This is a genomic window from Kitasatospora sp. NPDC127067 (assembly GCF_042724755.1).
GTDB classification, from domain to species: Bacteria; Actinomycetota; Actinomycetes; order Streptomycetales; family Streptomycetaceae; genus Kitasatospora; species Kitasatospora lactacystinica.
Genome location: NZ_JBHXEM010000009.1, coordinates 1 through 25,616, shown reverse-complemented (window position 1 = coordinate 25,616; position 25,616 = coordinate 1). Strand labels below are relative to the sequence as shown.

Annotated in this window: 25 protein-coding genes; 9 read left to right on the top strand and 16 right to left on the bottom strand. The window is 74.1% G+C overall.

The annotated features are described in order from the left end of the window. Positions 1–186 precede the first annotated feature (186 nt). On the top strand, positions 187–1,056 hold the full coding sequence (locus tag ACFWJ4_RS06005; protein ID WP_380539696.1) for a glycosyltransferase family 2 protein: 870 nt from the start codon (positions 187–189) through the stop codon (positions 1,054–1,056). A 138-nt stretch (positions 1,057–1,194) separates the two neighbouring features. Here ACFWJ4_RS06005 and ACFWJ4_RS06000 read toward each other — a convergent pair whose 3' ends face one another. The 3 genes from ACFWJ4_RS06000 to ACFWJ4_RS05990 form a co-directional block, all read right to left on the bottom strand. Next, positions 1,195–5,319 carry an AAA domain-containing protein gene (locus ACFWJ4_RS06000; RefSeq protein WP_380539693.1) on the bottom strand — a complete coding sequence of 1,375 codons (4,125 nt, stop codon included), beginning with the start codon at positions 5,317–5,319 and terminating at the stop codon, positions 1,195–1,197. A gap of 440 nt (positions 5,320–5,759) precedes the next feature. Continuing rightward, entirely contained in the window at positions 5,760–7,163 is a 1,404-nt protein-coding gene (locus ACFWJ4_RS05995; protein WP_380539690.1) for a M14 family metallopeptidase, read from the bottom strand. Positions 7,164–7,300: 137 nt separating this feature from the next. Further along, positions 7,301–8,800, bottom strand: a complete 1,500-nt coding sequence (locus tag ACFWJ4_RS05990) for a BTAD domain-containing putative transcriptional regulator (protein ID WP_380539687.1) — start codon at positions 8,798–8,800, stop codon at positions 7,301–7,303. A gap of 237 nt (positions 8,801–9,037) precedes the next feature. Here ACFWJ4_RS05990 and ACFWJ4_RS05985 point away from each other — a divergent pair, with 237 nt between their 5' ends. The 3 genes from ACFWJ4_RS05985 to ACFWJ4_RS05975 all read left to right on the top strand — a co-directional run bounded on the left by ACFWJ4_RS05985 (position 9,038) and on the right by ACFWJ4_RS05975 (position 11,451). Continuing rightward, positions 9,038–9,649 carry a hypothetical protein gene (locus tag ACFWJ4_RS05985; RefSeq protein WP_380539684.1) on the top strand — a complete coding sequence of 204 codons (612 nt, stop codon included), beginning with the start codon at positions 9,038–9,040 and terminating at the stop codon, positions 9,647–9,649. A gap of 201 nt (positions 9,650–9,850) precedes the next feature. Beyond that, positions 9,851–10,708, top strand: a complete 858-nt coding sequence (locus ACFWJ4_RS05980) for a DUF4389 domain-containing protein (protein WP_380539681.1) — start codon at positions 9,851–9,853, stop codon at positions 10,706–10,708. A 110-nt stretch (positions 10,709–10,818) separates the two neighbouring features. Then, the gene (locus ACFWJ4_RS05975; protein ID WP_380539679.1) at positions 10,819–11,451 is read left to right on the top strand and encodes a peptidase inhibitor family I36 protein; all 633 of its coding nucleotides are present in this window, start codon (positions 10,819–10,821) and stop codon (positions 11,449–11,451) included. 26 nt (positions 11,452–11,477) lie between these two features. On the opposite strand, the gene ACFWJ4_RS05970 is transcribed toward ACFWJ4_RS05975, so the two are convergent. After that, entirely contained in the window at positions 11,478–11,654 is a 177-nt protein-coding gene (locus tag ACFWJ4_RS05970; protein ID WP_380539676.1) for a hypothetical protein, read from the bottom strand. A 238-nt stretch (positions 11,655–11,892) separates the two neighbouring features. Between ACFWJ4_RS05970 and ACFWJ4_RS05965 the strand changes: the two genes are divergently transcribed. After that, positions 11,893–12,252, top strand: a complete 360-nt coding sequence (locus tag ACFWJ4_RS05965) for a hypothetical protein (RefSeq protein WP_380350973.1) — start codon at positions 11,893–11,895, stop codon at positions 12,250–12,252. 155 nt (positions 12,253–12,407) lie between these two features. On the opposite strand, the gene ACFWJ4_RS05960 is transcribed toward ACFWJ4_RS05965, so the two are convergent. After that, a complete protein-coding gene (locus tag ACFWJ4_RS05960; protein WP_380539673.1) occupies positions 12,408–12,830 on the bottom strand; it encodes a RidA family protein in 423 nt (140 codons plus the stop codon). Positions 12,831–13,058: 228 nt separating this feature from the next. On the opposite strand from ACFWJ4_RS05960, the gene ACFWJ4_RS05955 reads away from it, so the two are divergent. Then, positions 13,059–13,685, top strand: a complete 627-nt coding sequence (locus ACFWJ4_RS05955; RefSeq protein WP_380539670.1) for a C40 family peptidase — start codon at positions 13,059–13,061, stop codon at positions 13,683–13,685. A 98-nt stretch (positions 13,686–13,783) separates the two neighbouring features. Here the strand turns inward: ACFWJ4_RS05955 and ACFWJ4_RS05950 are convergent, their stop codons facing one another. Further along, complete coding sequence (locus tag ACFWJ4_RS05950) at positions 13,784–14,260, bottom strand: MarR family winged helix-turn-helix transcriptional regulator (RefSeq protein ID WP_380539667.1); 477 nt, start codon at positions 14,258–14,260, stop codon at positions 13,784–13,786. Between the two features lie 27 nt (positions 14,261–14,287). On the opposite strand from ACFWJ4_RS05950, the gene ACFWJ4_RS05945 reads away from it, so the two are divergent. Then, positions 14,288–14,680, top strand: coding sequence for a VOC family protein (locus tag ACFWJ4_RS05945; RefSeq protein WP_380539664.1), 393 nt, complete (start codon positions 14,288–14,290; stop codon positions 14,678–14,680). Positions 14,681–14,748: 68 nt separating this feature from the next. On the opposite strand, the gene ACFWJ4_RS05940 is transcribed toward ACFWJ4_RS05945, so the two are convergent. From ACFWJ4_RS05940 to ACFWJ4_RS05910, 7 genes are all read right to left on the bottom strand, one after another. Then, positions 14,749–15,033 (bottom strand): hypothetical protein, encoded by a 285-nt coding sequence (locus ACFWJ4_RS05940; RefSeq protein ID WP_359901390.1) that lies wholly within the window; start codon positions 15,031–15,033, stop codon positions 14,749–14,751. Positions 15,034–15,207: 174 nt separating this feature from the next. After that, a complete protein-coding gene (thrS, locus tag ACFWJ4_RS05935) occupies positions 15,208–16,503 on the bottom strand; it encodes a threonine--tRNA ligase (RefSeq protein WP_380539661.1) in 1,296 nt (431 codons plus the stop codon). 213 nt (positions 16,504–16,716) lie between these two features. Then, on the bottom strand, positions 16,717–17,475 hold the full coding sequence (locus ACFWJ4_RS05930; protein ID WP_380539846.1) for a leucine-rich repeat domain-containing protein: 759 nt from the start codon (positions 17,473–17,475) through the stop codon (positions 16,717–16,719). A 77-nt stretch (positions 17,476–17,552) separates the two neighbouring features. Beyond that, on the bottom strand, positions 17,553–17,795 hold the full coding sequence (locus ACFWJ4_RS05925) for a GNAT family N-acetyltransferase (protein WP_380539658.1): 243 nt from the start codon (positions 17,793–17,795) through the stop codon (positions 17,553–17,555). Positions 17,796–17,885: 90 nt separating this feature from the next. Then, a complete protein-coding gene (locus tag ACFWJ4_RS05920) occupies positions 17,886–18,491 on the bottom strand; it encodes a TetR/AcrR family transcriptional regulator (protein ID WP_380539655.1) in 606 nt (201 codons plus the stop codon). A 106-nt stretch (positions 18,492–18,597) separates the two neighbouring features. Next, positions 18,598–19,326, bottom strand: a complete 729-nt coding sequence (locus tag ACFWJ4_RS05915; RefSeq protein ID WP_380539653.1) for a hypothetical protein — start codon at positions 19,324–19,326, stop codon at positions 18,598–18,600. Between the two features lie 178 nt (positions 19,327–19,504). After that, positions 19,505–20,386, bottom strand: a complete 882-nt coding sequence (locus ACFWJ4_RS05910) for a 3-hydroxyacyl-CoA dehydrogenase family protein (RefSeq protein ID WP_380539650.1) — start codon at positions 20,384–20,386, stop codon at positions 19,505–19,507. A gap of 158 nt (positions 20,387–20,544) precedes the next feature. Between ACFWJ4_RS05910 and ACFWJ4_RS05905 the strand changes: the two genes are divergently transcribed. Next, positions 20,545–21,297, top strand: coding sequence for an acetoacetate decarboxylase (locus ACFWJ4_RS05905; protein WP_380350990.1), 753 nt, complete (start codon positions 20,545–20,547; stop codon positions 21,295–21,297). A 170-nt stretch (positions 21,298–21,467) separates the two neighbouring features. On the opposite strand, the gene ACFWJ4_RS05900 is transcribed toward ACFWJ4_RS05905, so the two are convergent. Continuing rightward, positions 21,468–22,763, bottom strand: a complete 1,296-nt coding sequence (locus tag ACFWJ4_RS05900; RefSeq protein WP_380539647.1) for a serine hydrolase domain-containing protein — start codon at positions 22,761–22,763, stop codon at positions 21,468–21,470. 157 nt (positions 22,764–22,920) lie between these two features. Then, positions 22,921–23,409 carry a carboxymuconolactone decarboxylase family protein gene (locus ACFWJ4_RS05895; protein WP_359901367.1) on the bottom strand — a complete coding sequence of 163 codons (489 nt, stop codon included), beginning with the start codon at positions 23,407–23,409 and terminating at the stop codon, positions 22,921–22,923. A 93-nt stretch (positions 23,410–23,502) separates the two neighbouring features. Here ACFWJ4_RS05895 and ACFWJ4_RS05890 point away from each other — a divergent pair, with 93 nt between their 5' ends. Next, a complete protein-coding gene (locus tag ACFWJ4_RS05890; protein ID WP_380539644.1) occupies positions 23,503–24,456 on the top strand; it encodes a pirin family protein in 954 nt (317 codons plus the stop codon). Between the two features lie 947 nt (positions 24,457–25,403). Here ACFWJ4_RS05890 and ACFWJ4_RS05885 read toward each other — a convergent pair. Further along, positions 25,404–25,616, bottom strand: a 213-nt coding sequence (locus ACFWJ4_RS05885) for a hypothetical protein (RefSeq protein WP_380539641.1), incomplete at its 5' end; no start/stop codon positions are given.

Sequence of the window (25,616 nt, the reverse complement as noted above, 5' to 3'; positions counted from 1 at the left end):
CGTTGGTGGCGAGAGACCTCGACCGCCCCGAGGGTTCGAGGTCCGACACCCCACCCCCTCCCCCTGAAAACCGAACGAACGGTTTCTTCCCGACGTTCGTCTCCGTACATCCGTACAGACGTGACCTCCGAGACGGGCCGGTCGTTGCACCGGGTCTGCGGGAATCCTCGACGGAAGCGGGTGCACATGGGCCTCGGCCTGGGCGTGGTGGTGCTGACGATGGGCGACCGGCCCAGGGAACTGGGCGCGCTCCTCGACTCGGTGGCCGCCCAGGAGGGCGAGGCCGCCCGGGTCGTGGTGATCGGGCAGGGTGCCAGGCTGCCGCCGCTCCCGCCCTGGGCGGACGCGGTGGAACCGCCGAAGAACCTCGGCATCCCCGGCGGCCGCAGCCTCGGCGTCCGGCGACTGCGCGAACTCGGCGGCGTGGACGTGGTGCTGAACCTGGACGACGACGGCCTGCTGCCGCGCACCGACACCTTCCGGCTGGTCCGGGAGGCCTTCGAGCGGGAACAGCGCCTCGGCGTGGTCGGCTTCCGGGTCGCGGACGCGACGGGGCACACCCGGCGCCGCCACGTCCCCCGTCCGGGCCGCTCCGGCGTGCTGCGGTCCGGCGTGCTGCGCTCCGGCGAGGTCACCGCCTTCCTGGGCGGCGGCCACGCGATCCGGATGAGCGCCATCGACCGGGTCGGCGGCTTCCCGGCGCGGTTCTTCTACGCCCACGAGGAGACGGACTTCGCCTGGCGCGTCCTCGACGCGGGCTGGTCGATCCGCTACCGGGCCGACCTGCTGCTCCAGCACCCGCGCACCGACCCGGCCCGGCCCGCCGCCCACAACCGGGTCCGGCCGGCCGAACGCCGGCTGCCCGCCGCCCTGGTGCCGCCCTACCCGGCCTCCTGGTCACTGCACACCCTCACCCGCCGACCACCCGCGGCCGGGCTGCGCGCCTGGTGGTCCGGCTTCCTGGAGGGCGTCCGCACCCCGTCCCCGCCCCGACTCCCGATGCGCTGGGCCACGGTGTGGCGGATGACCCGGCTGGGCCACCCCCCGGTGTTCTGACAGCCGGAGACCGTGCGGCGGGTCCCGGCACACGGCCGCCGCGGTCCCGGCCGCACCTGAGCACCAGTGACGAAACGTGAGAAGTCGAACCCTCCGACTTCTCGCGCAACACCCTCAGGACACCCGGTCGCCGCAGGCTCAGCCGCCCGCTCCGCTGTCGGCGGGGTCGTCCAGGGGCCAGGTGTCGCGGTCGCGGACGTGGTCGTAGGCGGGGAGTTCGCCGGCCAGGACGTCGAAGTGGAGCAGCGGGGCCCACAGTGCGCGGTCGCCGACCACGTACAGGCGGCGCTTGGCGCGGCTGGCCGCGACGTTCAGGAGGTGCGGGGAGCCGGCCGCCCAGGCGCGGGCGCCGGGGCGGCCCGCGCCGAGCAGCAGGATGACGACGTCGGCCTCCTTGCCCTGGGCCTTGTGGACGGTGGCGCAGCGCTCGTCGAGGAGTTCGGCGGTCCATCCGGGGAGCCCGCGGCAGGTCTCGCGGGCTTCGGCGACGAGGGCGCGGAAGGGCGCGATGATCCGCAGGCGTTCGACGGTGACGCCGTGACGGTCGAGCCGTCCCAGGAGGAAGGCGAGGGCGCGGCGGTCGCGGTCGCCCCAGGGGGCGTCGGCCGGGCGGTCGGGGTCCGGGGTGTCGAGCCAGCGGCTGGGGAGGAGGCCGTCGTGGTCGGGGTCGGGGAAGGGCTGGGGGTGGGTGCCGTGGACCATGAGGCCGCCGTACGCGACCTCGTTGCTGACGGTGAACATGGGCTCCTCGCAGCGGCGGTGGACGCGCAGCGGTGAGCCCACCCAGACCGTTTCGTCCTCCGCGCCGGTGGGGGCGGGCAGGTAGGTGCCGTAGCGGTTGACCCGGTCGGCGACGGCCTGCGCGGAGGTCGCGGAGGGCAGCCATTCCTCGTCGACGCCGTAGGCCAGCAGGAGCCTGCGCTGCAGGGCGGTCGGCATGGTGACGACGGGTTCCAGCTGGAGCGGGTCGCCGACGAGGACGGCGCGGCGGGCGCGCCAGAGGGCGCCGACGGCGGCCTGCGGGGTGGCCTGGCCGGCCTCGTCGACGAGGATCCAGCCGATGGAGCCGCGGCCGAGGCGGGCGAACATGCTGCCGATCGAGGAGAAGGTGGTGGAGACGACCGGGACGAGGAGGAAGAGGGTCTGCCAGGCCTGCAGGACCTGCTCGTCGGGGACGGGTCCGCCACCGCCCGCCATGAGTTCCACGAGGACCTGGAGGTTGCCGCGGATCCGCTTGGCCGTGTTGGCGACCAGGGCGCGGTGCAGGTCGAGGGCGCGCAGGAACAGGTCGCTGCGGGCGGTGCTCCAGGCCTCGTCGGCCCACGGGGCGCCGAGTTCCTGCGCGTGGTCGCCGAGTTGCGGCCAGTCGAGGGGCAGCGAGGGGAGAGCGGCTGCGGCGGCGCGCAGGGCCCGGTGGGCGGCGTCGAGTTCGGCACCGGCGGCCTCCAGGTCGCGCCGGGCGGACCGGGCCTCGTACCGGGCCTGCTCGACCTCCGCCCGGGCCGCCGACTCCGCGGCCCGGGCGGCGTCCTGGTGGACGCGGGCGCGGGCGGCGCCGGTCTCGGCCTCGGTGACGGCGGCGGTGGTGCGGGCGGTCAGGTCGGCCGCGAGGCCTTCCGCACGGGTGCAGCGGGCGACGTGGTCGTGGGCGTCCTCCAGCGCGGTGCGCTGCTGGACGAGCTGGGCGAGGAGGTCGCTCCGGCTGCGTTCGCGGTGCTCCTCGGCGGCCTGGCGTTCGGCGCCGCTCTGCAGCAGGCGGCGCAGTCCGCCTCGCAGACCCGGCTGCGCGGCGGGGGGCTCGTCGTGGAGGGCCGTCAGGACGTCGACCTGCCGGCGGTGCTGGTCGGCGCGTTCGCGGGCGGCGGCCAGGGTGGCCCGGGCGTCGGCGAGGGCCTCGCGGGCCCGCGGGACGCGCTCGGCCGCGGCCCGGTGCGCGGCTTCGGCGGCGTGGGTGGCGGTGCGGGCCGTCCCGACGGCTGTCACCGCGGCGGCGTGGCGGGCCTCGGCGGCCGCCGCGCGGTCGTCGGCGCGGGCGACGGCGGCACGCAGGGCGTCGAGGCGGGGGTGGACCCGGTCCGCCCGGGAGTCCGCGAGGACGGCGGCGAGGCGGACGCGTTCGGCGCGCAGGCGCTCGACCTCGGCCTGGGCGGCCTGGAAGGCGGCGACGGCCTCGGGCCAGGAGGGGACGGGCTGGGCGGGGGCCTGGACTTCGGGAGCGGGATGGGGAGTTGGGGCGGTGACGGCCGGGGCCGTGACCGCCGGGGCCGTGACCGCCGCCGGGCGACGGTCACGCGGGGCCCGGGCGGGCCTGGGCACACTGGGCGGCACCCAGTCGCCGAGGACGGCGTTCATGCCGCGCAGCGGCGGGAGCCCGGCGTCGGCGCGGGCGGTGGACTCGTCCTCCGGCAGGCGGCCCCACCAGAAGCGCTCGGTGAACCTCGTCCGATTGGTCTTGTTGCCGAGGACGGCGGCGACCAGCCCCCAGGCGGGCGCGCCGCCGAGCAGGGCGGAGGCGAGGTCGGAGAAGTGGTCGGGGCCGTCGTGCCAGTGCGCGTCGAGGGCGTCGGCGCCGGGCAGTTCGGCGGTGATGTTCTCCACCGCGCCGTTGTTGGAGGAGGTGACCACGATCTCGCGGCCGGCGAGCCGCGGGTCGAGGGCGGAGACGAAGCGCGGGTGGACACCATGACGGTCCTTGCCCCGCCAGGCACGGCCGACGAACGCCTCCTCGGGCCTCCGGTAACCGGCCATCACGGCGGCGCGTTCGACCACGAGGGCGGCGACCAGGTCGCGGAGCATGGTGGTCTTGCCGGTGCCGGGCGGGCCGTTGACGGAGAACAGGCCACCGGCGTCGGTGCTCGCGGTGGCGGCCTCCGTGCTTCCGGCCCCGGCCCCGGCGCGGTCCCCGACCCCGGCGCGGTCCGCGAGCATGCGGTTGACCGCGAACTGCTGGCTGAGCGCCAGCGGGTACCGCGACTTGGCAGGCCAGCGTCCGGCGGGGACGAGAGCCGGGTCGACACCGGCCAGGACGGCGAGCCGGTCCTCCCGCAGATCGGTGCGGGCGTCGACCGGGATGTCCCGGCGACCGGTCAGGTAGGCCTCCAGGGCGGGGCCGAGGTCTGCCGCCCGCAGGCCCCCGTCCCCGAGCGCGGCACGGACCCGGGCGAGGTCGGGCGGCAGGAGACTGTTGAGGAACGGCTGCGCGGCGGCAGGCTTGGCCTTCGGGTCGCGCGGGCGGTGCACCAGCCGGCTCCGGACCCGGATCACCCGCGGGTCCAAGTGCTTCTCGACACCGCAGAGATGGGCGATCTGGGCGGTCAGGGCGACGAGGTCGGCGAGCGCGACCGGGCGCGGGCCGGTGTCCTCCGCCGCCTCCGTCTCCGCCGTCTCCTCCGTCGTCTCCTCGGCGGGCGGCTGCGGCGCGGCGGGCGGGGAATCCCCACCCGCGCCCTGCTGGTCCGGGCGACGGGTCGCCGCCCACTCGGCGACGCGCCGCACCAGCGGCTCCGTCGCCCCCTGCACCGCGGCCCCGGCGACCTCACCGAACAGCGCACCGACCGCCGCCACCGCCGCGCCGCCCAGGATCTCCGCGATCAGCTGCTGCCAGCTGCGAACGGCCTCCTCCCCCTCCCCCACCCGCACCGGGTCCGCCAGGAGCCCGGGCCCCGGCGCGTACGGAATCGGCGTGGCGGTCAACCGCCCCACCGCGACCTCGAACGCCTCACCCAACTCCTCGAAGCCGTCCAGCCACCCGGCCGCCGACGGCCCCGGGTCGAACAGCCGGCCCGTCGCCCAACCGCACGCGGAAACCACCGAAGTGTCCTCGACCGGCCGCCCGTGCTCGTCCAGGACGAGGGCGAACATCGCGCTCTTCCCCGACAGCACCAACTCCTCGTCCGGTACCCCCGGATCCGGGTCGGTCCCCTTCGGCAGAACGGCGATCATCGCCTGCCGAAGCAGCTCCAGGTCGTACACCCCGCCGTACACCTCGTGCCGCCACACCATCCCCCGCGGCGCCCGCCGGGCCGCCGTCTCCGGATGCTCCGGCGCCCACGGCAACAACAGCGCGGGCCGACCCGGCGCCGGCGTCACGTCGACGGTGATCGCGTCCGACGCCCGGGGACGGCCGGCCCGGCGCTTCCGCGGCACCTCCGGAATCGGCGGCGGGCTGAACAGCTCGACCGCCCGCCAGCACTCCAGCAGGTCCCCCGCACGCCCGTCCCTGTCCCGCACCCCGTAGCCCCCTGCGTCGAACCAGCGGCTCAAAGCCGCTTCGTGTGCCGATCAACCGGCCGCAGAATCTACCGGACTGCGGGCGGGTAGGCCGAGGGCCCATGTCCCCTCACGGGGCCTCTGACTCATGACACGATGTCCTCGGCACTTTGACGCCTCGGCAATGAAACGGCAAGGTCGCCACATCGCCCCAGCTCACAGAGGGTTCTCCCCGCACACGCGGGGGTCAGCCGTGCTGGAGCTGGGTGGGACGCTGCGGCAGGCGATCCTCCCCGCGCACGCGGGGGGCAGCCGGGGAACGCCGTCCGGGGGCCGCATCGCCGTGGCTTCGTCGCATTTGCGGGGCGGACCTGGTGGCGTCGGTTCCACTCGCCGCCGTACGGCCCCGGACCACGGACGCCGGCTGCGGGATGATCCCGCAGCCGGCGCCGGGCCGTGACGTGCGTGGCGCGACCCGTACCGATGACGCCCGGTCAGGCCGAGATGCCGCAGTACTGCTGCTGTTTGCCGATCACGCGGTAGACGCAGTCGGCCGTCTCGACCAGGCGCAGGACCGCTTCGCGGTTGCGGCTGGTCTCGCGGCCGATCACCTCGTCGGGCGGGTAGAAGCCGCCGCCGCTGCCGCTCTCGCCGGGGTACATCTCGAAGGTGTAGGCGAAGATCCGGTGGGCGCCCCACAGCCAGTCGTCGATCGCCCCGTCGGTGATGTAGAGGTCGCTCGACTGTTCGGGTGTGTAGCCGTTGGTGGCGGCCATGCCGCGGCCGAGGGTGGCGAAGGTGTTGTACTCGTCGGCGGTCATGCCGGTGGCGGTTTCGGCGGTGGTCCAGCCGAACGGCCAGAGGACCAGTTCGCTGTAGGTGTGGAAGTCGATGGCGGCGGTGATCTGCTGCTTGCCGTCGACGACCCGGCTGCGGACGAAGTCGGCGACGACCTTGGTCTCCTTGGCGGACTCCGGTGCGCTGCCCCGGTACGTCTCGTTGGAGGTGGAGCCGGAGGAGCCGCCGCAGCAGCCCCACTTGTAGTTCCAGTTGCGGTTGAGGTCGGTGCCGACGCTGTTGCTGCCGCTGTTGGGCTGGCGGTCCTTGCGCCAGCTGCGGTAGCGGCCGGTGGCGATGTCGTACTCGCCGCCGTCCGGGTTGAGGTCGGGGATCACCCAGATCTCGCGGCTGTTGACGGCGTTGGCGATGCGGCTGTCGGTGGCGTACTTGTCGCCGAACTCGTGCAGCAGGTAGAGCGCCATCTCGACGGTGAGGTGTTCGCGGGCGTGCTGGTGGGCGGTGAACAGCACCTCGGGTTCGTTCTCGTCGGTGCCGACGTTGTCGCTGATCTTCACCGCGACGATCGGGCGGCCCTCGTAGGAAGTGCCGATGACGCGCTTGCTCATGATGTCCGGGTGGGCGGCGACCACCGCGTCGATGTCGGCGGTGGCCTCGGCGTAGTTGTGGTAGCCGGAGTCGACCTGCGGGAAGTCGTACAGCGGGCCGGCCAGGCCTTCGTCGCCGGGTTCGGCGGCGTAGCGGGGGCCGGGCAGTGCGACGGGCGACCAGCCGAGCGCCCGCAGCCGGGCGGCTTCGGCGGGGGTGGCGGTGACCACCACCGCTTCGGGCAGGACGGCGTCGACGGAGACGCCGGTGGCGGCGACGGCGGTGCGTTCGGCGACGGTGCGGGGACCGTCGAGTCGATACTGCCGTGCGGTGTCGCTGCCGAGGCCGGTGCCGATGCCGGTGTCGATACCGGTGTCGATGCCGAAACCCGTGACGGGCGCGGGCGTCAGCGGGCGGTCGGGGGCGGCCCGGGCGGTGAGCGGGGTGGCGAGGGCGAGTGCCAGCAGCACGGCGGTGGCTGCGGCGGGCTTCCCTCGGCGGGGCAGTCGCATGACTGTCCTCCTGTGGGGTCCGTGGGGGCGGAACTGTGGAGGAGGTGCGGCGCGCGCCAGCTTGATGGTCCGCCAGTGTCATGGGTTCGTCAAGGCGTTGGAGAGTCCGGACCGGACCGCGGATCGGCCCGCGCGACTCAGGAGGCCGGACGGGTCCCACAGGTCGCCAGGCTGCACCAGCGACGCCGGCCGCTCGCGTCCAGGAAGAGCCAGCCGCAGCCGGTGCTGGGGCAGCGGCGGACGGTGAACCGGCGCGGGTCGGCGAGCAGTTCGCCGGCCGCGCGGGCGGCGGCGTACAGCGGCAGTCGCAGGCCGGCCGACGGTGGCAGTCGCCAGTGCGCCAGGCCGTCCTCGCCCCGGGTGAGGACCGCCGACCGCCCGGCCTCCTGCACCACGGTCGCCACCGCCCCGAAGGCGGCGCCGTCCTGCGGGTCGGTCAGGCACGCGTGGAGGGCCGACCGGAACGCGCGGGCGTCGGCGAGCACGCCGGCGGCCTCCGTCGGCTGCTCCGCCGCCCGACGGAGCAGGGCCTCGACGACCGGTCCGTCGGCGAGGTCGTGGTGGCCGGCCCAGACCGCGAGCGTGGGGTAGCCGCGCAGCCAGTCCGACCCGGGGGTCGGCACGCCGGTCGGATCGGCGCCCCAGCCGGCGTAGGTGTTGCAGAACTCCAGCGCCGGATGGCCGCCCGCGCTCCACGGCAGCCACTGATCGCCGACCCGCACCGCGTACAGCGGCGCCGGAGGGCGGTCCAGCCGGGGGTCGGCCCGCAGGATGCGGTCGTGCAGGGCGGCGAGTTCGGCCCCTGGCTCCACTCCGACGCCGTCCACCAGCACGCGCCGGGTGCGACGGTAGAGTGCCAGCGCCTCGACCTGCCGGCCGGCCCGGTAGAGGGCGGTCATCAGGGCGAGGACGAGGCGCTCGCGGGACAGCAGGTCGTCGGCGGGGAAGCCGGACGGGGGCCCGGCGAGCGCGGAGCCGTCGGGCACGGAGCCGTCAGCTGTGGGCGGCCCATCGGTGGCGGGCGCCCCGGCCGAGGGCGCGACCGAAGAAGGTACGACCGAAGAGGGTACGGCCGACAACGGTGCGCCCAAGGAGGGCGCAGCCAGATCGGCGAGCACCTGCTCGTGCCGGCCCATGGCGAGCAGGATCTCGGCCCGCTGCTCCAGGGCGGACAGTCGCAGCTCGGCCAGCCGGCGCCCGAGCCGCCCGCGCAGCGCCTCGTCGACGACGTCCGCGAGCAGCGGCCCGCGCCACAGCGCGAGCGCCCGGTCGTGGCAGCGCAGCCGTTCGCCGGGGTCGCCGGTGGCGGCCGCCCGGGCGGTCAGGTCGAGGAACTCCCGTACGTCGACGCCGTGTTGGCCGGGGACGAGGGCGTACCCGTCGTGCCGGGTCTCGATCACCACCCCGTACGGGCGCAGCCGGGCCCGCAGCCGCCCGACGTACGTGTGGACGGTGCCGCGCGCCGAGCCGGGCGGGTTGCCGCTCCAGAGCAGGTCGATCAGCCGGTCGGTGGTGACGACCCGGCCGTCCTCCAGCAGGAGGACGGCCAGCAGGCACCGCTCCTGACGGCGGCTGCCGGCCAGGACGGGTTCACCCTCGTGGCCGGCCTCGAACGAACCGAGCAGTCGAAACTCCATGGCGGGCCACCTTAGGGCCCGGGCGGCCCGACGAGGAGGCGCGCGCAGGCCACGATCTCCTCACGGTGCCTGCCGACGGCCGGCCGTGACCGGCGATCCGGGCGCGGTCAGGTCCGCGGGTCGCCCCCGCGCGGGCGCAGCGCGGGCGGCTGCCCGGGGCTCGTGGTGAGAATCCGGTCAGGGGTCCCTGCCAGGCTGGGCCCCCGAACGCCCGGCACCTCACCAGAAGGACCGATCATGCGACGAATCCTGTTCAACGCCGCGTCCACCGCGCTGGCAGCCGCCATCACCGTCACCCTGACCGGCCCGGCGGCCGGCGCCGCCGGCAACGCGTCCGGCCCGTCCGGCTCCTCCGCTCCCGTCATCACCTCCGCCGCCGCCGACCCCACCGATCCCGCCGGGGCCGTCACCGGTCGGGGCGGGTGGGAGCCGTGGCCCTCGCCGGTGTTCGACCTCCCGGCCGGCTCCCGCTGCGACTTCCCCGTGCACATGGAGGCCGTCGTCGACGAGGTGCAGCGGCGGGTCCTGGAGTTCGCCCCCGACGGCACCACCGTGCGCCGCGCCGCCTACCGGGGCGCGCTCGTCCTGCGGCTCACCAACACGACCACCGGCGCCTCGTACGACGCGGACGCCGGCGGCCGGTCCGTCGTCGACTACCGCCCCGACACCTCCCAGACCTGGCACGCCCGCGGCCCGATCCTGCTCGGCGTCGGCGCCGGCGCCGGCAACCTGCCCCGCGACCTCTACACCGTCGACGGCGTCTACACCATCGACATCAGCGCGACCGGCTACCGGACGCTGACCTTCGAGCACGGCTCGGCCGAACCGCTCTGCGCGAAGATCGCCTGACCGCGCGCCACGCGCACGGCGCCACCGGCGGGCGGCAGCCCCCACCTTGCCCCTCGGGCCGCGCCACGCCGGGCCGCACCGGCCGACTGGCCCGTCCGGCGCAGCGTGACGCGCGGGACGGGCGGGTTGCTGCGATCTTCGGAGGGCACCCGGCCGCGCCCGACCGCCGGGTCCCGTCGTCCCGAGACCGTGGAGGCCCGGATGTGGCAGGCTCCCCCCGCCCCCGTCAGCCGCGAGTGGCTCCCGGTGCTGGACATGCCGGCGCCCGGTCCGCAGAACCGCTGGACGGTGCTGCTGCGCGCGCTGCTGCTGATCCCCCAGTTCGTGGTGGTGTGGGTGCTGTCGGTGGTGGCGTTCCTGGTCACCGTCGTCGGCTGGTTCGGTGCGCTGGTGCTCGGCCGGCTGCCCGGTTTCGTGGCGGACTACCTCACGGTGTTCATCCCGTACGACACCCGCGTCACCGCGTACATGATGCTCACCGTGGACCGCTATCCGCCGTTCCGGTTCGAGGTCCCCGACTATCCGGCGCAGGTCGGGCTGCGGCCGGGTGAGCTGAACCGGCTCGCCGTGCTGTTCCGTATCTTCCTCGTCATCCCGGCCGCGATCGTGCAGGGCCTGGCGTACGCGGGCTGGTGGACGGTGTCGTTCGTCCTCTGGCTGGTGGTGCTGGTCCTCGGCCGGATGCCGCAGCCGCTGTACGAGGCGACGACCGCGATCCTGCGCTACCGGATGCGTTTCATCTCCTACCTGGTGATGGTCTCGTCCGCCTACCCCAAGCGCCTGTTCGGCGACGAGCCGGGCAGTGAGCCGGCCGGGCCGGCCTCGGCCACCCGCCCGCTGGTCCTGGGCGGCGCCGGGCGCGGCCTGCTCGTCCTCTTCCTGATCCTCGGCCTGGCCTCCTCGGCGACGGGTTCGGTCACCGCCTCGGTGAACTCGGACGACGACAACGACGACGAGGGCTCCCACCCGGCCCAGCACGTCGTCGCGCCCCTGGTGCCGGGCCCCGCCGACCGGGCCCGCGACTCCGGTCGGATCGGCGAGGACGCCCGCGAGTCGTAGGTTCGCCCGATCAGGGGGGCGCGTACGCACCGGCGCGCCGTTGCCGCGTACGCGCCGTCTGATCGAGAGAGCAAGGTTACCGGCGGTATGTGCACGGCTACGTTTGGCATATGACGCACTCTCGACTCCGCCGACTCCTCGTCCGCACAGCCGGGGCCCTCGTGCTCCTGGCCGCGCCCCTCGGGGCGCAGGCCGCCGCCGCGCACAGCCCGGCCGGGGACCGGAGAGCCATCATCACCGCACTCGGCGACGGCGACCGCGACGCACTCCAGCGGTCGGTGGACGCCCAGCTCGCCGCGGGCAAGGGCGGCAAGCAGACCGCCGCCAACGAGATCACCTACCCCGACGGCGCGGTGATGGTGCTCCCGCTGCCCGGGCAGGCGCAGGCACCGCCGTGGAGCGGCGACCACCGCCGCCGCACCGTCCGGAGCCCGGACTGGAAGAACTGCCCCACCCCGGCCACCGAGCCGTCCTACTACTGCTTCTACGCCGACAGGAACTGGGGCGGCCGCCGGCTCCAGTTCAACCTCTTCCACGAGGACGCCGCCGTGTACTTCACCGACTACGGGTTCCGCGACCAGGCAAGCAGCTGGGTGAACACGGCGCGCGGGCTGGAGGTGATCGTGGACAACGACCCGGGCGACGGCCAGTGGCAGATGCTCTGGAAGGAGCCGGCGGTGTCGCTGTCCGCGTCGGTCGCGTACGACAACATGGCCGACCGGTTCTGGGCGGTCAGGCAGTAGCCACCGGCCGCGCCGCCGGCCACTGGCTACCGGCCGGCGGCCGGGGGTGAGACCGCGCCGACGGGGACCGGCTCCGGCGTGACCGTGATGTAGGTCGGTGCCGGAGCGGTCTGCCGGGAGTCCGCCGCGTACCAGCCGGCGCCGAACGCGACGATGCCCAGCAGAAGGCCCCCGAGGACCAGCGTGAGGATGTGCTGCTTCATGGCCCAAGGGTAGGGGTGGAGCGGCCAACTTCCTTGCAGCCACGGCTCGCTGAGCCCGCCAGCCGTCAACCGGGATTGACGCCCCAACGGGCTCTGCGCGCACCGCAGCACGTCGAACCCGGCGTCACCCACACGAGCGCATTGCGCCGCCCCGCGGAATCGATCTGCTTCGTGTGCGGCAGAAACCCTCCGCGGCGGCACCTCCGTCGACGCCCGCACCCACACCAGGAGACCCATCATGCGACTGGCCCTGTCCCTCCGCGCCGTCCTCGCCGTCCTCGCGCTGGTCGGCGGGACGGTGGTGGTGACCGCGACCCCGGCCACCGCGGCGACCTGCCCGCACAGCGACTCGCCCAAGATCGACGGTGCGGAGGCCACCTGGACCCTGAAGTGCAAGAAGGTCGAGGGAGTCGAGTCGCTGTACGTCGACGGGTGGGTGGAGGACACCCGGGCCGACGGGATGTGCGCGACGGTCACGATCGCCGCCGACAGCAAGAGCTACCCGGAGGAGGTGCAGGCCTGCGGCTCCGGGACGCGTGAGCAGATCCACAAGTTCTACACCGGCCGGAGCGCCACGGTGAAGCTCAGCGTGCGCTGATGACCGGTTGACCGGCCGGGGCGGGCCGACGGCCTGAGCCGACGGGCCCGCCCCGGCCGGGTCGGGTCGCGCCAGTCAGGTCAGCTCACTCCAAGCCAGGTCAGGCCGGGCCGGGCCGGGCCGGGCCGGGCCAGGTCAGGTCAGGTCAGGTCAGGTCAGGAAGCGTCGGGCCCGGAGGGCAGCACGGCCACGGCCTCCACCTCCACGAGCTGTTCGTCGTACCCGAGCACCGTGACGCCGAGCAGGGTGCTCGGGGCGTCGTGCTCCCCCATGTAGGCGCGGTAGACGTTCCACACCTTCACCAGGTCGGCCTGGTCGCCGGAGGCCACGTACACGGTCGTCCGGGCGATGTCGGTGAGGGCCGCGCCGTTGTCCTCCAGCACGGCTATCAGGTTCCGCATCACCTGGTGGGCCTGGCCCTCGAAGTCGCCCACGGCGACCGTCCGGCCCTCCTCGTCCAGCGGGCAGGCCCCGGCCAGCCAGAGCGAGCGGGCCGGGGCGTCGACCTCCGCCGCGTAGGCGTAGTCCACTGCCCCGGTCAGCCGCGTGGAGCGGATCAGCTTGACGGCTCTGCTCATGTGGTCCTCCGACGATCCCGACCGAACGTTCGCGCCCATCGTTGGCGTCTCCTGAACGACCGTCAAACCATTTACCCGCGAACCCCCCTCCGTTTCGGGGCTCTTGCGTCGGCGATTCACCGTTGCGGGTGATGGCGGACCGGCCCGCCGCAGCGGAATCCTGGTGGGTGCCTGCCCGGGCACCACGCCCCGGGCGCCCAGCCACCTCCAGCACCGGGAGGCACCGCCATGGAGCCCCAACCGTCCGACCGTGACCAGACCTCCGGCGTCCGTCGGCGCCGCATGCTCGGCCTCGCGCTCGGGGCGGGTCTCGTCCCGGCGCTCGGCCCGGCCGCCCAGGCCGCGTCCGACGCCCCGCCCGGGACGGCCCGGTCGCTGCCCGCGGCCGCGCTGGGCCGCCGGGTCGCCGACGTGGCCGCGAGCCAGCTCGGCGTGCCGTACGCCTGGGGCGGCGGCGACCGGCTGGGCGCGAGCCTCGGTTTCTGCGACGAGGAGAACGGCTGGCTGAACGGCGTGTGCATGGGCGAGAGGACGGTCGGCTTCGACTGCAGCGGCCTCTCGCTCTACTGCTGGTACCGGGCCAGCCACGGCACCGTCGAGCTCGGGCACTACACCGTCGCGCAGTTCAACCTCGGTGCCCCGGTGGAACGCGACGCGCTCGCCCCGGGCGACCTGCTGTTCTTCTCCCGCCCCGACGCCCCCCTGCACCACGTCGGGATCCACGTCGGCGAGGGCGCGATGATCCACGCCGAGCGGACGGGCACCCTGGTCGCCCGGGTCGAGAACGTGCTCGACGTGCCGCGCTGGGCGGGCGAGTTCGCCGGCGCCCGCCGCCCGGGGCAACCCTCGGCCTGACACGAACGGCCTGAAGCGGACGCCCCGACGCGACCGGCCCGACGCGACCGGCCCGACGCGACCGACCCCACGCGGCCGACCCCACACCCGCCCCACGGTCACAGGCCGCCGCGCCACTCCCCCGTCCCGTGGTGCACCCGCAGCAGCAGTTCCTGCAGCACCTGCCGCTCCCCCGCGTCCAGCGGCGCGAGCACGGCGTCCTGCACCGCCCGCGCCTGCGCCTCCAGGTCGGCGAGCAGCGCCCGTCCGGCATCGGTGACCGAGACCGAGACCCTCCGCCGGTCGGCCTGGTCCCTGGCGCGTTCGACGTACCCGGCGGCGGCGAGCCGGTCGGCGACCTTGGCCAGGTCGCTCGGGTCGATGGCCAGCCGCCGCACCAGGTCCCGCTGGGCCTGCGGGCCGAAGTCGGCGAGTGCGGCCAGCACCGCCATGTCCCAGAGCCGCAGGCCACGTTCGGCCAGCCGCTCGGCGAGCCGGCCGCGCGCCGCCTTGCCGATCCGGGAGAGCAGGTAGGTGCTGAGGTCCAGCAGGGTCGGGGGGAGTTCGGAGGCGGGGTGCGGGTTCTCGGAGGCCATGGCGGCAGTCTAGGGTCTCTCCCTATAGTGGGTGCCACCCATCAATTCGGGAACCGCCGGAACCGCCCCCGCACCACCCCCGCGCAGCCGCTCTCTCCACCCCTGGCCAAGGGCGCGCCCGAGGGCCCGTACGCCAACTGGGACCTCGCCGACCGCACCTGCCTGGCCCTCTTCGACCGATCCGCGATGGCCGCGGCCCTCGGCGTCGCCGAGCTCCCCGCCCACCCCGCCGCACCCTCGCAGGACACCGCGATGCTGGTCCTCCGGGTGGACGACGTGGACGGCGCACTCGGCCTCTGCCTGCGCCACGGCGGCACCCCCGTCACCCCGCCGACCGACCGCCCGGAGTGGGGCCCCACCCTGTGCAGCGCCCATCTGCGCGACCCGGACGGCCAGGTGATCGAGCTCCAGTCCTACTGACCGGCCCCCGCCGCACGGGGCTTGCGCCTCGTGCGGCGCGGTCGGCCGGCGGACCGCCCCGACCGGGCCTACTCCATCGGCAGCGACGGGTGGCCCGCCGGCCCGTAGGCCTCGAATCCTCCTCCGGCCTGCGCGAGTTGATCGGCCCGGAAGTCCGAGGAGCAGGCCCGCCCGAGAGCCTGCGAGGCGGCGTCGGCGCCCGGGACGTGCCCGAGCACCGCGGCACAGTACTGGACGGCGGGGCTGGGCAGCGGGCGGAGCTCGGCCGAGCCTGCCGGGGTGGCGGCCACCGCTCCGGCGAGGGCGAGACAGCCGGCCAGAGCGGGAACGGCGAAGCCGTGTGGGACGCGCATCGGGAGTACCTCCGTACGGGTGGGGACAGCGGCGGCCGCGGACTCGGCCGCCCGGCCCATTCGACGGGCGGCCGCCGCCCTCGGCCCGACCGACACACCGCACACCGCACTAGTCGTACGTATGCCACGGACGGCCCCACCGAGGCCCCGCGGGCGGGCGTCCGGGGCCGGGCCCTACGGCCGCCGGGAGGCGTCCTCCGCCCACAGTTCCGCGTCGCACGCCGCCACCAGCGCGCCGATCCGCGCCCACGCCTCCTCGGCCGGCAGCGGCTCCAGCCGTCGGCCGTCCCGCAGCCGCAGCGCGACCCGGTCGTCCACGGCCTCCTTCGCCCCGATCACCGCCTGGTACGGCACCAGCCGGGCCTCGCGGATCCGGGCGCCCAGGGTTCCGTGCTCGGGCCCGGCGACCTCGGCGCGCAGGCCGAGGTCCAGGCAGCGCTGCCGGAACCGTTCGGCCTGCGGCAGTTCGGCCTCGGAGACGGGCAACAGCATCACCTGGACGGGCGCGAGCCAGGCCGGGAACGCGCCGCCGTACAGCTCGATCAGGTGGGCGACCACCCGCTCGACGCTGCCGATCACGCTGCGGTGCACCATCACCGGGCGGTGCTTGGCGCCGTCCGCGCCGATGTAGTGCAGGTTGAACCGCTCCGGCTGGTGGAAGTCGATCTGCACGGTGGAGAGGGTGAACTCACGGCCGGCGCCGTCGGCGATCTGCACGTCGATCTTGGGCCCGTAGAACGCCGCCTCGCCCTCCGCCGCCTCGAACGGCACCCCGGAGCGCTCCAGCACCTCGGTGAGCAGTGCGACGGCGCGCTCCCAGAGCGCCGGGTCCGCCACGTACTTGCCGCCCGCGCCGGGCAGCGAGAGCCGGTAGCGGACCGGGACGACGCCCAGTGCCCGGTGCGCCTCGCGGATCAGCTCCAGTGCGGCGACGGCCTCGTCGGCCGCCTGCTCCGGGGTGCAGAAGATGTGGGCGTCGTTCAGCTGGATCGCCCGGACCCTGGTCAGCCCGCCCAGCACCCCGGACAGCTCGGAGCGGTACATGCCGCCCAACTCCGCCATGCGCAGCGGCAGTTCCCGGTAGCTGTGGGAGCGTGAGCGGTAGATCAGCGCGTGGTGCGGACAGAGGCTGGGGCGCAGCACCATCTCCTCGGCGCCCAGTTCCATGGGCGGGAACATGTCCTCGCGGTAGTGCGCCCAGTGGCCGGAGATCTCGTACAGCTCGCGTTTGCCGAGCACCGGGGAGTAGACGTGGCGGTAGCCGGCCCGGCGCTCGCGGCCGCGGATGAACTCCTCCAGGGAGTGCCGGATCGCGGCGCCGTCGGGGAGCCAGTACGGCAGGCCGGAGCCCATCAGCGGGTCGGTGTCGAACAGGTCGAGTTCGCGGCCGAGCTTGCGGTGGTCGCGCATCGGGCGGTCGTGCAGGTCGTGGTCGTGCAGGTCGTGGTCGTGCGGGGGGCGGCCGTTCATGGCGGTGGTCTCCACTCGGGTGGGCGGGCGAGTGGGTCCGGGAACGGCGAAGCCCCGGGGCACTCGCCCCGGGGCTTCGAACTGGGTCAGCAGTCAGCGCGCCGGGACTCTCTCCGGCGTCGTCGTGGCGAGTGCAGCGCGCTTCATGCGTTCCACGGTAGCAGCTCCGCACTGTCGGCGGTGATCTTTTCTCCCGGGCCGGAGCCCGGCGGTTCAGAAGAGCGTCACGCACCCGCGCGCGGCCAGCGCCGCCAGCAGCCGGCCCGGCGGCCGCACCTCGTTCCACCGCAGGTCCAGCTTCTCCAGCGCGGGCAGCGCGCCCGGATCGGTCAGCCAGTCGGGCAGTTCGGTGATCCGGTTGCCGCGCAGGTCGAGGCGGCGCAGCTGCGGGAGCCCGGCGAGCGCGGCGGGCAGTTCGGTGAGGGCGTTCTCCCGGAGCTCCAGCTCGCGCAGCCCGGCGAGCCGACCGACCGAATCCGGCAGATCGGTCAACTCGTTCCCGCGCAGCCAGAGTTCGCGCAGTTCGCCGAGTTCGCCGATCGCCTCCGGCAGAGCGGTGAGCCGGTTGTGCTGCGCGCGCAGCTCGATCAGCGAGGCCAAGTCGCCAATAGTGGAAGGGAGTTCGTTGAGTTGGTTCTCGCCGACGTTGAGGTAGCGCAGCGAGGTGAGCCGTCCGAGCGCCTCGGGCAGGGCGGTCAGCGCGTTGTCGTGCAGGTAGAGGAAGTCCCGGAGGCCGGTGAGGTCGCAGAGCTCGGCGGGCAGCGCGGTGAGCCGGTTGTGCCCGAGGTCGAGGGTCCGCAGAGAACTCAACCGACCGATACCGGACGGGAGTTCACTGATGCCGGTATCGGCGAGGATGAGCACGGTCAGCTCGGTGCGGTCCCACACCTCGGCCGGTACCTCGTCGAGCGGCCGACGCCAGAGGTTGAGCGTCACATCGGCCGGCCCCAGCATGTCCGTCGCACCCGCCATGTCCGTCGCACCCACCATGTCCGTCGTACCCACCATGTCCGTAGCACCCACCGCTTCCGTCGTACCCACCATGTCCGTCATGCCTGCGCCGCCCGGTCCGGGCCGATGCGGAAATCCGCGAGCTGTCGGCCGTACCACCGGTCGGTCGGCCCGGTGCCCGTCATCCCCAGGCGCCGGCAGACGGCCGCCGACCGGGTGTTGTCCGGGGCCAGCACGGCGCGGATCTCGGTCAGGCCGTCGGCGAAGCCCTTGGCCAGGACGGCCCGGGCGGCCTCGGTGGTCAGCACCGTCCCCGCGCCGTCTTTCGTCCCCGCCGCCACGCGTGCCCCTTTCCGATGCGGATGATGCGTGGCATCACCGTACGCAGTCGGGCCGCCGAGCGGAACTCCGGCGTCCCGGACGCGGTCCGCTCAGCGGGCGCCGGCGTGGAACAGCCCGTCCACGACCTGGTGGAGGAGCTCCTCCGGGAACTCGGCGAGCTCGCCGCGGGCCTCCTCGGTCAGCCGCATCGCGGTGGCGCCCTCGTGCAGGATGACCAGCAGCCGGGCGAGGTCGCGCGGACGGACCCGCGAGGTGGGCTCCGTGGCCTCCTCGATCAGCCCCACCAGCCCGTCGATCAGCCGGGCCTCGTGCTCGGCGAGGCCGCGGGCGACCTCCGGGTGGCGGGCCGCGTGCAGGGTGAACTCCATGGAGAGCAGGAACCAGCCCTCGTCCTCCTGCCGCCGTTGGGCCAGTTCGCGCAGCAGCCGGGACGGGAGGTCCCGGCCCGGCACGGTGCCGACGAAGGCGGACCGCAGGTCGGCGAGCAGCTTGTCGATCTGCTGGTCGTAGAGGGCGAGGAACAGCTGTTCCTTGTCCGGATAGTTGGAGTAGAACGCGCCTCGCGTCAGCCCGGCTCGGGCGACGATGTCGCGGATCGAGGTGGCGTGGAAGCCGTGTTCGGTGAACAGGGCGAGGGCGCTGTCGTTCAGGGCGGCGACGGTCAGCGGGCGCCGCTTCGTGGGTGACTTGGGCACGGACTGCGGTCCTCGGCTCTCGTTCTTCGCTCGTCGGTGCCGCCGGGCGGCCCCGGCCCAGTCTACGGGCGGGTCGCTGTGCCGGGCCGCGACCTCGGGACGCGGGTCAGGTCGCGGGCGGGAGTTGGGACGCGGCCACCAGCCCGGCCACCGTCCGGAGCCTGGCGAAGTACTCGCGGCAGTACTGCTCGTCGATCAGGGGCACGACCTTGTCGAGGTCGGCGATGCGGTGCCAGAGGTCGGAGATGCTGCGGTGGTCGAATCCGCCGCCCTGTTCCCGGAGCACGGCGGAGGCGACGGCGTCCTCCAGGAGGATCAGGCACACCCCCGCGATGTCCACCCCGAGGAAGCTCCTGGGGAACGGCGCCCGCCGGTGCTCCTCCCACAGCCGGTCGAGCCGCGCCCGGGCCGACTCCTCGTCCGTGGCCCCGCCGGTCGCGTCCGCCGCCACGGGCGGGCGGAGGAGCGCGGACACGGCGTCGAAGACCGGGCGCACCAGCTGGACGGCCCGCTCCGGGGGCACGGCGCCGGTCGTCACGGCGCCCCGCGCGAGCTTGTCGCGCAGTCGCAGGCTTTCCTCGATCTCGGTGACGAACCCGGGCCCGAGGAGCCCTTCGGCGGCGGCCCGTCCGATCAGCTCCCGGAGCGGCTCCTCGACGGCCAGTCGTTCGACGAGGACCTGTTCCAGGGCGAACAGCGCGTGGGTGACGGCGACGGTGGCGAACTCGTACCGGTAGTAGGAGTGCCGGATGAGCTCCCTGGAGGTCTCCAGCGCGCCCATGACGCCCATCGCGGCTCCGGCGGGCACCTCCAGACCGGCGACCAGGTCCTGCATCCCCGGATAGTCCGGGGCGACGGACCAGGCACGGGGATCCTGGGCAGGGGACAGCGGCGAGGGGATCACCGGTGCATTCTCACGGCCGACGGAGGCCGGTGCCACCGGTTTTCCCCGCGCACCCGCCGACGGGCGGTCACCTGCCCGTCGGCGGGCACCCGGGCCGGCCGGCGCCGTGTCAGGCGGCCGCGGCGCCGCCTCCCGTGCCGTAGTCGTAGAAGCCGCGCCCGGCCTTGACGCCGAGCCGGCCGTCCCCGACGTACTCCTCCAGCAGTTCGCGCGGGCCGGTGGGAAGGCCGGGACGCTCGGCGGCGTAGTGCTCCTCGATGTCGAGGACGACGTCCAGGCCGACCTGGTCCATCGCGCGGAACGGGCCGCCGCGCAGGCCGGTGTTGACGGACCACATGGCGTCCACCTCCTCGGCGGTGGCGACGCCCTCGGCGACCACCGCGAGGGACTCGCGCTTGATGGCCGCCCAGATGCGGTTGAAGATGAAGCCGGTGCTCTCCTTGCGCGCCTCGAACGGGAACAGTCCGTGGCGCGGGAGTTCGGCCAGCAGCAGGTCGATGACGGCCCGGTCGGTGCGGCCGCTGGACATCACGTCCACCGCGTTCTGGGTGGGCGGCATGTAGAAGTGGACGTTGACCAGGCGCTCCGGCTCCCGCACGCAGTCGACGAAGCGGCTGGTCGGGTAGGACGAGGAGTTGCTGCCGAGGATCGCGTCCGGGTCGGCGGTACGGTCGAGGTCGGCGAAGACCCGCTCCTTGAGCTCCGGGCGCTCGGGCACCGCCTCGATCACCAGCCAGGCGCCGCGCAGCGCCTCGGCGAGGTCACCGCCGACGGCGACGCTACCGGGTACTCCCCCGTCGACCTCGGCGGCGACAGCGGGCAGGTGCTCCTCGACGTAGCCGCGGGCGGCCGCGAGCTGCTCGGCCGAGGGGTCGTAGATCCGGACCTCCCCGCCACCGGTGGCGAACATCAGGGCGATGCGGCGCCCGAGGGTGCCGGCTCCGACGACGGCGACGGGGCGCCCGGCGGGGTTGGGAACGGTGAACGGCATCGAGATCACTTCCTTGGTCGTGCTGCGTTCCGAGGGGTGGTGGCGCGCGGGGCTTCCGCCCGCTTGCGCAGCCACTCCCATCGGATGCATGGTGTATCCGATACACATGGTATCCGTTTGAGGAGACCGAGCAACCCACCACCGAGAAGGAGCCCCCGATGCGCCCCGACCAGGTCGTCCGTCACGCCACCACCCCGCTCACCGCCCCCGTCTACCCGCCCCGCGTCACCCGCTTCACCGACCGGGAGTACCTGAACGTCGTCTACCGGACCGACCCGGAGGCGCTGCGCACGGTCGTCCCCGAACCACTGGAGATCGACGAGCCGCTGGTCCGCTTCGAGGTCATGAAGATGGGCGAGGTCGACGGCTTCGGCCCGTACGTCGAGGCCGGGCAGGTCGTCCCGGTCCGCTACGGGGACGAGGAGGGCGAGTACCTGCACGCCATGTACCTCGACAACTTCGCCGCCACCGCCGCGGGCCGGGAGCTGAGCGCCTACCCCAAGGTGATGGGCAGCCCCCGCCTCTTCACCGAGGCCGGCGCCCTGGTCGGCACCCTCGACCACGGCAACCAGCGGGTCGCCACCGCGACCATGGCCTACAAGTGGCAGCCGTTGGACCCGGCCGAGGCGCGCGAGCAGATCACCGTGCCCACGTACGGGGTGAAGATCGTCCCCGACTACACCGGCGGCCTGCGGGTCTGCGACCTGGTCCGCACCCGGATCACCGACGTCACCGTCAAGGAGGCCTGGACCGGCCCCGCCCGGCTGCAGCTCTCCGCGCACGTCATGGCGCCACTGGCGGACCTGCCGGTCCTGGAGGTCGTCTCGGCCAGCCACATCCTCACCGACCTCACCCTCGCCCCCGCCGTACCCGTCCACGACTACCTGGCCGAGCGGCGCAGCGCGGCCTGAAGCGCGGGAGCCCCGGTCGACGAGTACCGGACGACGAGCGCCGGGCGACGGACGCCCGGCCCCGGGCCGTGGGCCTCCCGACGGCGGAAACGGCACCGCTCCGGCCCGCCCGCACGGTCGAGGACCCGCGCGGACGAGCCGGAGCGGTGGAACCGCGCCGCGGCAGGCGGTCAGCCCAGCCTCGGCGCCATGGCGGCCGGCCCCTGCACCGTCGGGCCCTGCGCCGCCGGGCCTGCCGCCTTCCCCGTCCCCGCCCCCGTCCCCGTCCCGGTGCCCGTCCCGCAGAAGGCCTGCTCCAGGAAGCCGGCCTCCGCCTGCATCTGCGCGACGGCCTGCGCCTGGTCGCCGCGCGGAGTGACGGACAGCGACACCTGCCGGTCGCCCGAGCTCCACAGCTGGGTGCTGTACCCGGGCACCGAGCCGTCGTGCCCGTAGACCGGACCGCAGGAGAGCTGCCAGCCGGCCAGCCCGAGCCCGTAGCCCAGCCCGGTCGGCATGCCCTCGATCACGATCGGGGTCGTCGTGGTCATCTCCTTCAGCAGCGCCGACGGCAGCAGCCGGCCGCCCAGCAGGGCCTTCTCGAAGCGGTTCAGGTCACTCAGGGTGGAGATCACCTCCCCTGCCGAGTTCGCCCAGGTGACGCTCGCCACCGTCACGTCCCGGTCGCTGCGGTCCTCCGGGCCGGGGCCCTCGGACAACGTCCAGTAGCCGTGCGCGTGCGGGCCCCGGATGCCGGTGGCCGTACCCGGGAAGTACGTGCCGGTCAGGCCGAGCGGGCGCAGGATGCGCGCGGTGGCCTCCTGGGCGTAGCCGCGCCCGGTCACCTTTTCGATGATCATGCCGAGCAGGGTGTAGTTGACGTTGGAGTAGCCGTACCCGGTGCCCGGCGGGAACTTGGGCGCGTGCGCCGCCGAGGAGGCCACCACCCGGGCCGGGGTGATGTGCCGGGTCAGGCCGCCCTGGTCCAGCCAGTTCCGGACGACCGCCGGGTCGGCCCAGTCGGGGAAGACCCCGCCCTTCTCGTTGGTGGGGTCCCAGAGTCCGGAGCGGTGGCTGAGCAGCTGACGGACGGTGATGCGGTCGCCGTTCGGGACCAGCCCGGGCAGGTGCCGCTCGACCGGGTCGTCCAGGCCGATCCGCCCCTCCCCGACCAGTTGCAGCACCGTGGTGGCGATGAACACCTTGGTGACGCTGCCGACCCGGAACCGCCCGTCCGTGCGCAGCGGTGCGCCGGTGGCCAGGTCGGAGACGCCGGACGCCCCGCGCCAGGCGCCGTTCCCGTCCCGGACCTCCGCGATCGCCCCGACGGCGCCGGCGTCGGTCAGCGCCCGCAGAGCCGCCGCCCGCGGGTCGCCGGGGCCCGGCCGTCCGTCGGCGGCCTCGGCCGCACCCGCCGGGACCAGCGGCCCGGCCAGTGCCAGACAGACCGCCCCCACCAGCGCGGAGACAAACGTACGACGTGCCATGCGACCCCACCTTCGCCGTCGGCGAGCACTCCCTCGCCCTCGACGCCCAGCCTCGCCGCAGCGCTGACGGTCGGTCATCCCCCGCCGGAAGGAGCCGGTCGTACACCCGCCAACGGAGGGCCTCCGCCGGAAGGCGGAGACCCTCCTGCGGTCGCGCCTACCGGGCCGGGGCCGGGCGGACCGGGTGCTTGCTCAGGATGGACACCCGGTTGAAGGAGTTGATGGCGATCGAGACCCAGACCACCGCGGAGATCTCCTCGTCGCTCAGCACCTCGCGCGCCACACCGTACGCGGCCTCCTGGAGTGCCGCGTCCGCCGGGGAGGTGGTCGCTTCGGCCAGCCCGAGCGCGGCCCGCTCCCGGTCGGCGAACACCTCGGTGTCGCGCCAGGCCGCGAGCACGCCGAGGCGCTGGGCGGTCTCGCCCTCGCGGATCGCGGCCCTGGTGTGCACGTGCAGGCAGTAGGCGCAGCCGTTGATCTGCGACACCCGGAGGTTGACCAGCTCGATCAGCCGGCGGTCCAGCCCGGCCTCGGCCGCGACCTCGCGCGCCGCCTCGGCGGCGGCGAGCAGCGCCTTGTACGCCTGGGGGCTCTGCTTGTCGATGAACACCCGCCGGTCCGTCGGAACCACCGTCACATCACTCACCTGGAATCCTTAGGCTGGTCGCACTGTCGCCCGCCACTCTGCCATGGCATGATAGTTGAATATAGAACTAATCACCATCTGGGAGGGACCCCCGTGAGCACCGCCGAGACCGACCTCGTCGAAACGCCCGCCGCCGACCCGCGGGTGGAGGTCCTGCCCGCCCGGGACGTCCCGCTCGGCGGCCCGCGCGCGATGACCGTGCGCCGCACCCTCCCGCAGCGCTCCCGCACCATGATCGGCGCCTGGTGCTTCGTCGACCACTACGGGCCCGACGACGTCGCCGGCACCGGCGGCATGGACGTCGCCCCGCACCCCCACACCGGGCTGCAGACCGTGAGCTGGCTGTTCACCGGCGAGATCGAGCACCGCGACAGCCTCGGCGTCCACGCCTACGTCCGGCCCGGCGAGGTCAACCTGATGACCTCCGGCCGCGGCATCGCCCACTCCGAGGTCTCCACCCCGGCCACCACCGTCCTGCACGGCGTGCAGCTGTGGGTCGCCCTGCCCGAGGAGCACCGGCACACCGGGCGCGACTTCCGCCACCACGCCCCCGCCCCGGTCGCCCTGGACGGCGGCGAGGCACGGGTCTTCCTCGGCACCCTCGCCGGCGACACCTCCCCCGTCCCCACCTTCACCCCGCTGCTCGGCGCCGAGCTGACCCTGCGCCCGCACGCCGTCGTCACCCTCGACGTCGACCCCGCCTTCGAACACGGCCTGCTCGTCGACAGCGGCGAGGTCCGCCTCCTCGACACCCCGCTGCGCCCCGCCGAACTCGGCTACGTCGCCCCCGGCAGCCGCACGCTCACCCTCACCAACACCGGCGGGACCGACGCCCGCCTGGTGCTGCTCGGCGGCACGCCGTTCGAGGAGCGGATCGTCATGTGGTGGAACTTCATCGGGCGCACCCACGAGGACATCGTCCAGGCCCGCGACGAGTGGCAGGCCGCCGCCGACCGCTTCGGCGCCGTCCAGGGCTACCCGGGCGACCGCCTCCCCGCCCCCGAGCTCCCCGGCACCCCGCTCAAGCCCCGCGGACGCACCCGCTGACCTGCGCGTTACGCGATCGGGGGTGCGGCGGCCGGGCCCACCGCACCCCCGAGCCGGAGCCGCCCTGCGCTCACCTCGAAGTAGCGCTGTCGCCACTCGCTTCCGCACTCGACGCGTGACACCGTTCGACCGTCCGCGACAGCGCCTGACAGGACCAATGTTGACTCAATAGGCGTCGTTGCCAGACCATGTGAGATGCCAACGATCCTGCGGGAAAGCGTGCCGCCGGCGGCGTAGCGGTTGCTGCGGCGGATGTCCCTTTCTGGAACGGCAAAGCCGACATCTGGCCGTCTTCCGAGGCGAGTGGCTTTCAGACTGTGGGCCGGGCGCCGCCGCTGAGCGCTGCGCGCCGGCCAGCACGGCAGCCGCCCAGGGGGCCGGCATCTACCAGGTCAGGAGCAGTCGCACAAGGATCCCGGAGGACGTCTCGACTCGCGCAGCCAGGCCGGTCGAGACCGGCACGTTGGGTCGTACTGCGGTCGGCGTGTAGAGGTCGGTCTCGATCTCGGGTGTCGTGAGGGTTACGAGGAGGGAGGGCATAGGCGAGTGGCTGACCAAAGCGGTCGGATCTGCCGTTGAACCTCGTCAACGTCCTCGCGCACGAACTCGGCTGCACGCCGGCCGAGGCACTCCCCCGGCGGTGATCGCCCCGCACGACCGCGTCATGTTCCGCTTCCTTCACCTCCGGAACGCACCGCCCCCACCCTCGACACCCCGGCCCGGCGGCACCTCGACGACCTGGGCACCTGGGATCCGCGGCAACATCCCCCGGGGCACTGCCACCCGGCGCTACCGACCCCGACGGCCGCCCCACGATCCCGTGGTCCGGCCGCCCGAGCGACACCGCCGCCGGGCCCCCGCCGAGGTGACACCACGGGCCGGCCCCGGGAACCACGCGCGGACGGCGAACTCCCGGAACCGGCCCACGACTCCACCGGATGCCGGGCTCAGCGATCGGCCTGGAAGCCGTTGATCTTGCTCAACGAACCGTAGCTGCCGTCCTCGTAGACCGGCTGCATCTGGACGTCCCCGATGATCTGGAACAGCTTCTTCGCCGGGTCCGCAGCGGTCGGGTTGCAGTTCGGGTACCCGACGTACCAGTAGATGCTGGCCACCCCGTCCCCCTGCACCGGCGGCGAGACCGTGGTGTAGAAAGTCAC

Bases quoted from the DNA above. Each gene is read 5' to 3' on its own strand.
- ACFWJ4_RS06005 (WP_380539696.1), top strand. From the start codon at position 187: ATGGGCCTCGGCCTGGGCGTGGTGGTGCTGACGATGGGCGACCGGCCC.
- ACFWJ4_RS05995 (WP_380539690.1), bottom strand. From the start codon at position 7,163: ATGCGACTGCCCCGCCGAGGGAAGCCCGCCGCAGCCACCGCCGTGCTG.
- ACFWJ4_RS05990 (WP_380539687.1), bottom strand. From the start codon at position 8,800: ATGGAGTTTCGACTGCTCGGTTCGTTCGAGGCCGGCCACGAGGGTGAA.
- ACFWJ4_RS05985 (WP_380539684.1), top strand. From the start codon at position 9,038: ATGCGACGAATCCTGTTCAACGCCGCGTCCACCGCGCTGGCAGCCGCC.
- ACFWJ4_RS05980 (WP_380539681.1), top strand. From the start codon at position 9,851: ATGTGGCAGGCTCCCCCCGCCCCCGTCAGCCGCGAGTGGCTCCCGGTG.
- ACFWJ4_RS05975 (WP_380539679.1), top strand. From the start codon at position 10,819: ATGACGCACTCTCGACTCCGCCGACTCCTCGTCCGCACAGCCGGGGCC.
- ACFWJ4_RS05970 (WP_380539676.1), bottom strand. From the start codon at position 11,654: ATGAAGCAGCACATCCTCACGCTGGTCCTCGGGGGCCTTCTGCTGGGC.
- ACFWJ4_RS05965 (WP_380350973.1), top strand. From the start codon at position 11,893: ATGCGACTGGCCCTGTCCCTCCGCGCCGTCCTCGCCGTCCTCGCGCTG.
- ACFWJ4_RS05960 (WP_380539673.1), bottom strand. From the start codon at position 12,830: ATGAGCAGAGCCGTCAAGCTGATCCGCTCCACGCGGCTGACCGGGGCA.
- ACFWJ4_RS05955 (WP_380539670.1), top strand. From the start codon at position 13,059: ATGGAGCCCCAACCGTCCGACCGTGACCAGACCTCCGGCGTCCGTCGG.
- ACFWJ4_RS05950 (WP_380539667.1), bottom strand. From the start codon at position 14,260: ATGGCCTCCGAGAACCCGCACCCCGCCTCCGAACTCCCCCCGACCCTG.
- ACFWJ4_RS05940 (WP_359901390.1), bottom strand. From the start codon at position 15,033: ATGCGCGTCCCACACGGCTTCGCCGTTCCCGCTCTGGCCGGCTGTCTC.
- thrS (WP_380539661.1), bottom strand. From the start codon at position 16,503: ATGAACGGCCGCCCCCCGCACGACCACGACCTGCACGACCACGACCTG.
- ACFWJ4_RS05930 (WP_380539846.1), bottom strand. From the start codon at position 17,475: ATGGCGGGTGCGACGGACATGCTGGGGCCGGCCGATGTGACGCTCAAC.
- ACFWJ4_RS05915 (WP_380539653.1), bottom strand. From the start codon at position 19,326: ATGCAGGACCTGGTCGCCGGTCTGGAGGTGCCCGCCGGAGCCGCGATG.
- ACFWJ4_RS05910 (WP_380539650.1), bottom strand. From the start codon at position 20,386: ATGCCGTTCACCGTTCCCAACCCCGCCGGGCGCCCCGTCGCCGTCGTC.
- ACFWJ4_RS05905 (WP_380350990.1), top strand. From the start codon at position 20,545: ATGCGCCCCGACCAGGTCGTCCGTCACGCCACCACCCCGCTCACCGCC.
- ACFWJ4_RS05900 (WP_380539647.1), bottom strand. From the start codon at position 22,763: ATGGCACGTCGTACGTTTGTCTCCGCGCTGGTGGGGGCGGTCTGTCTG.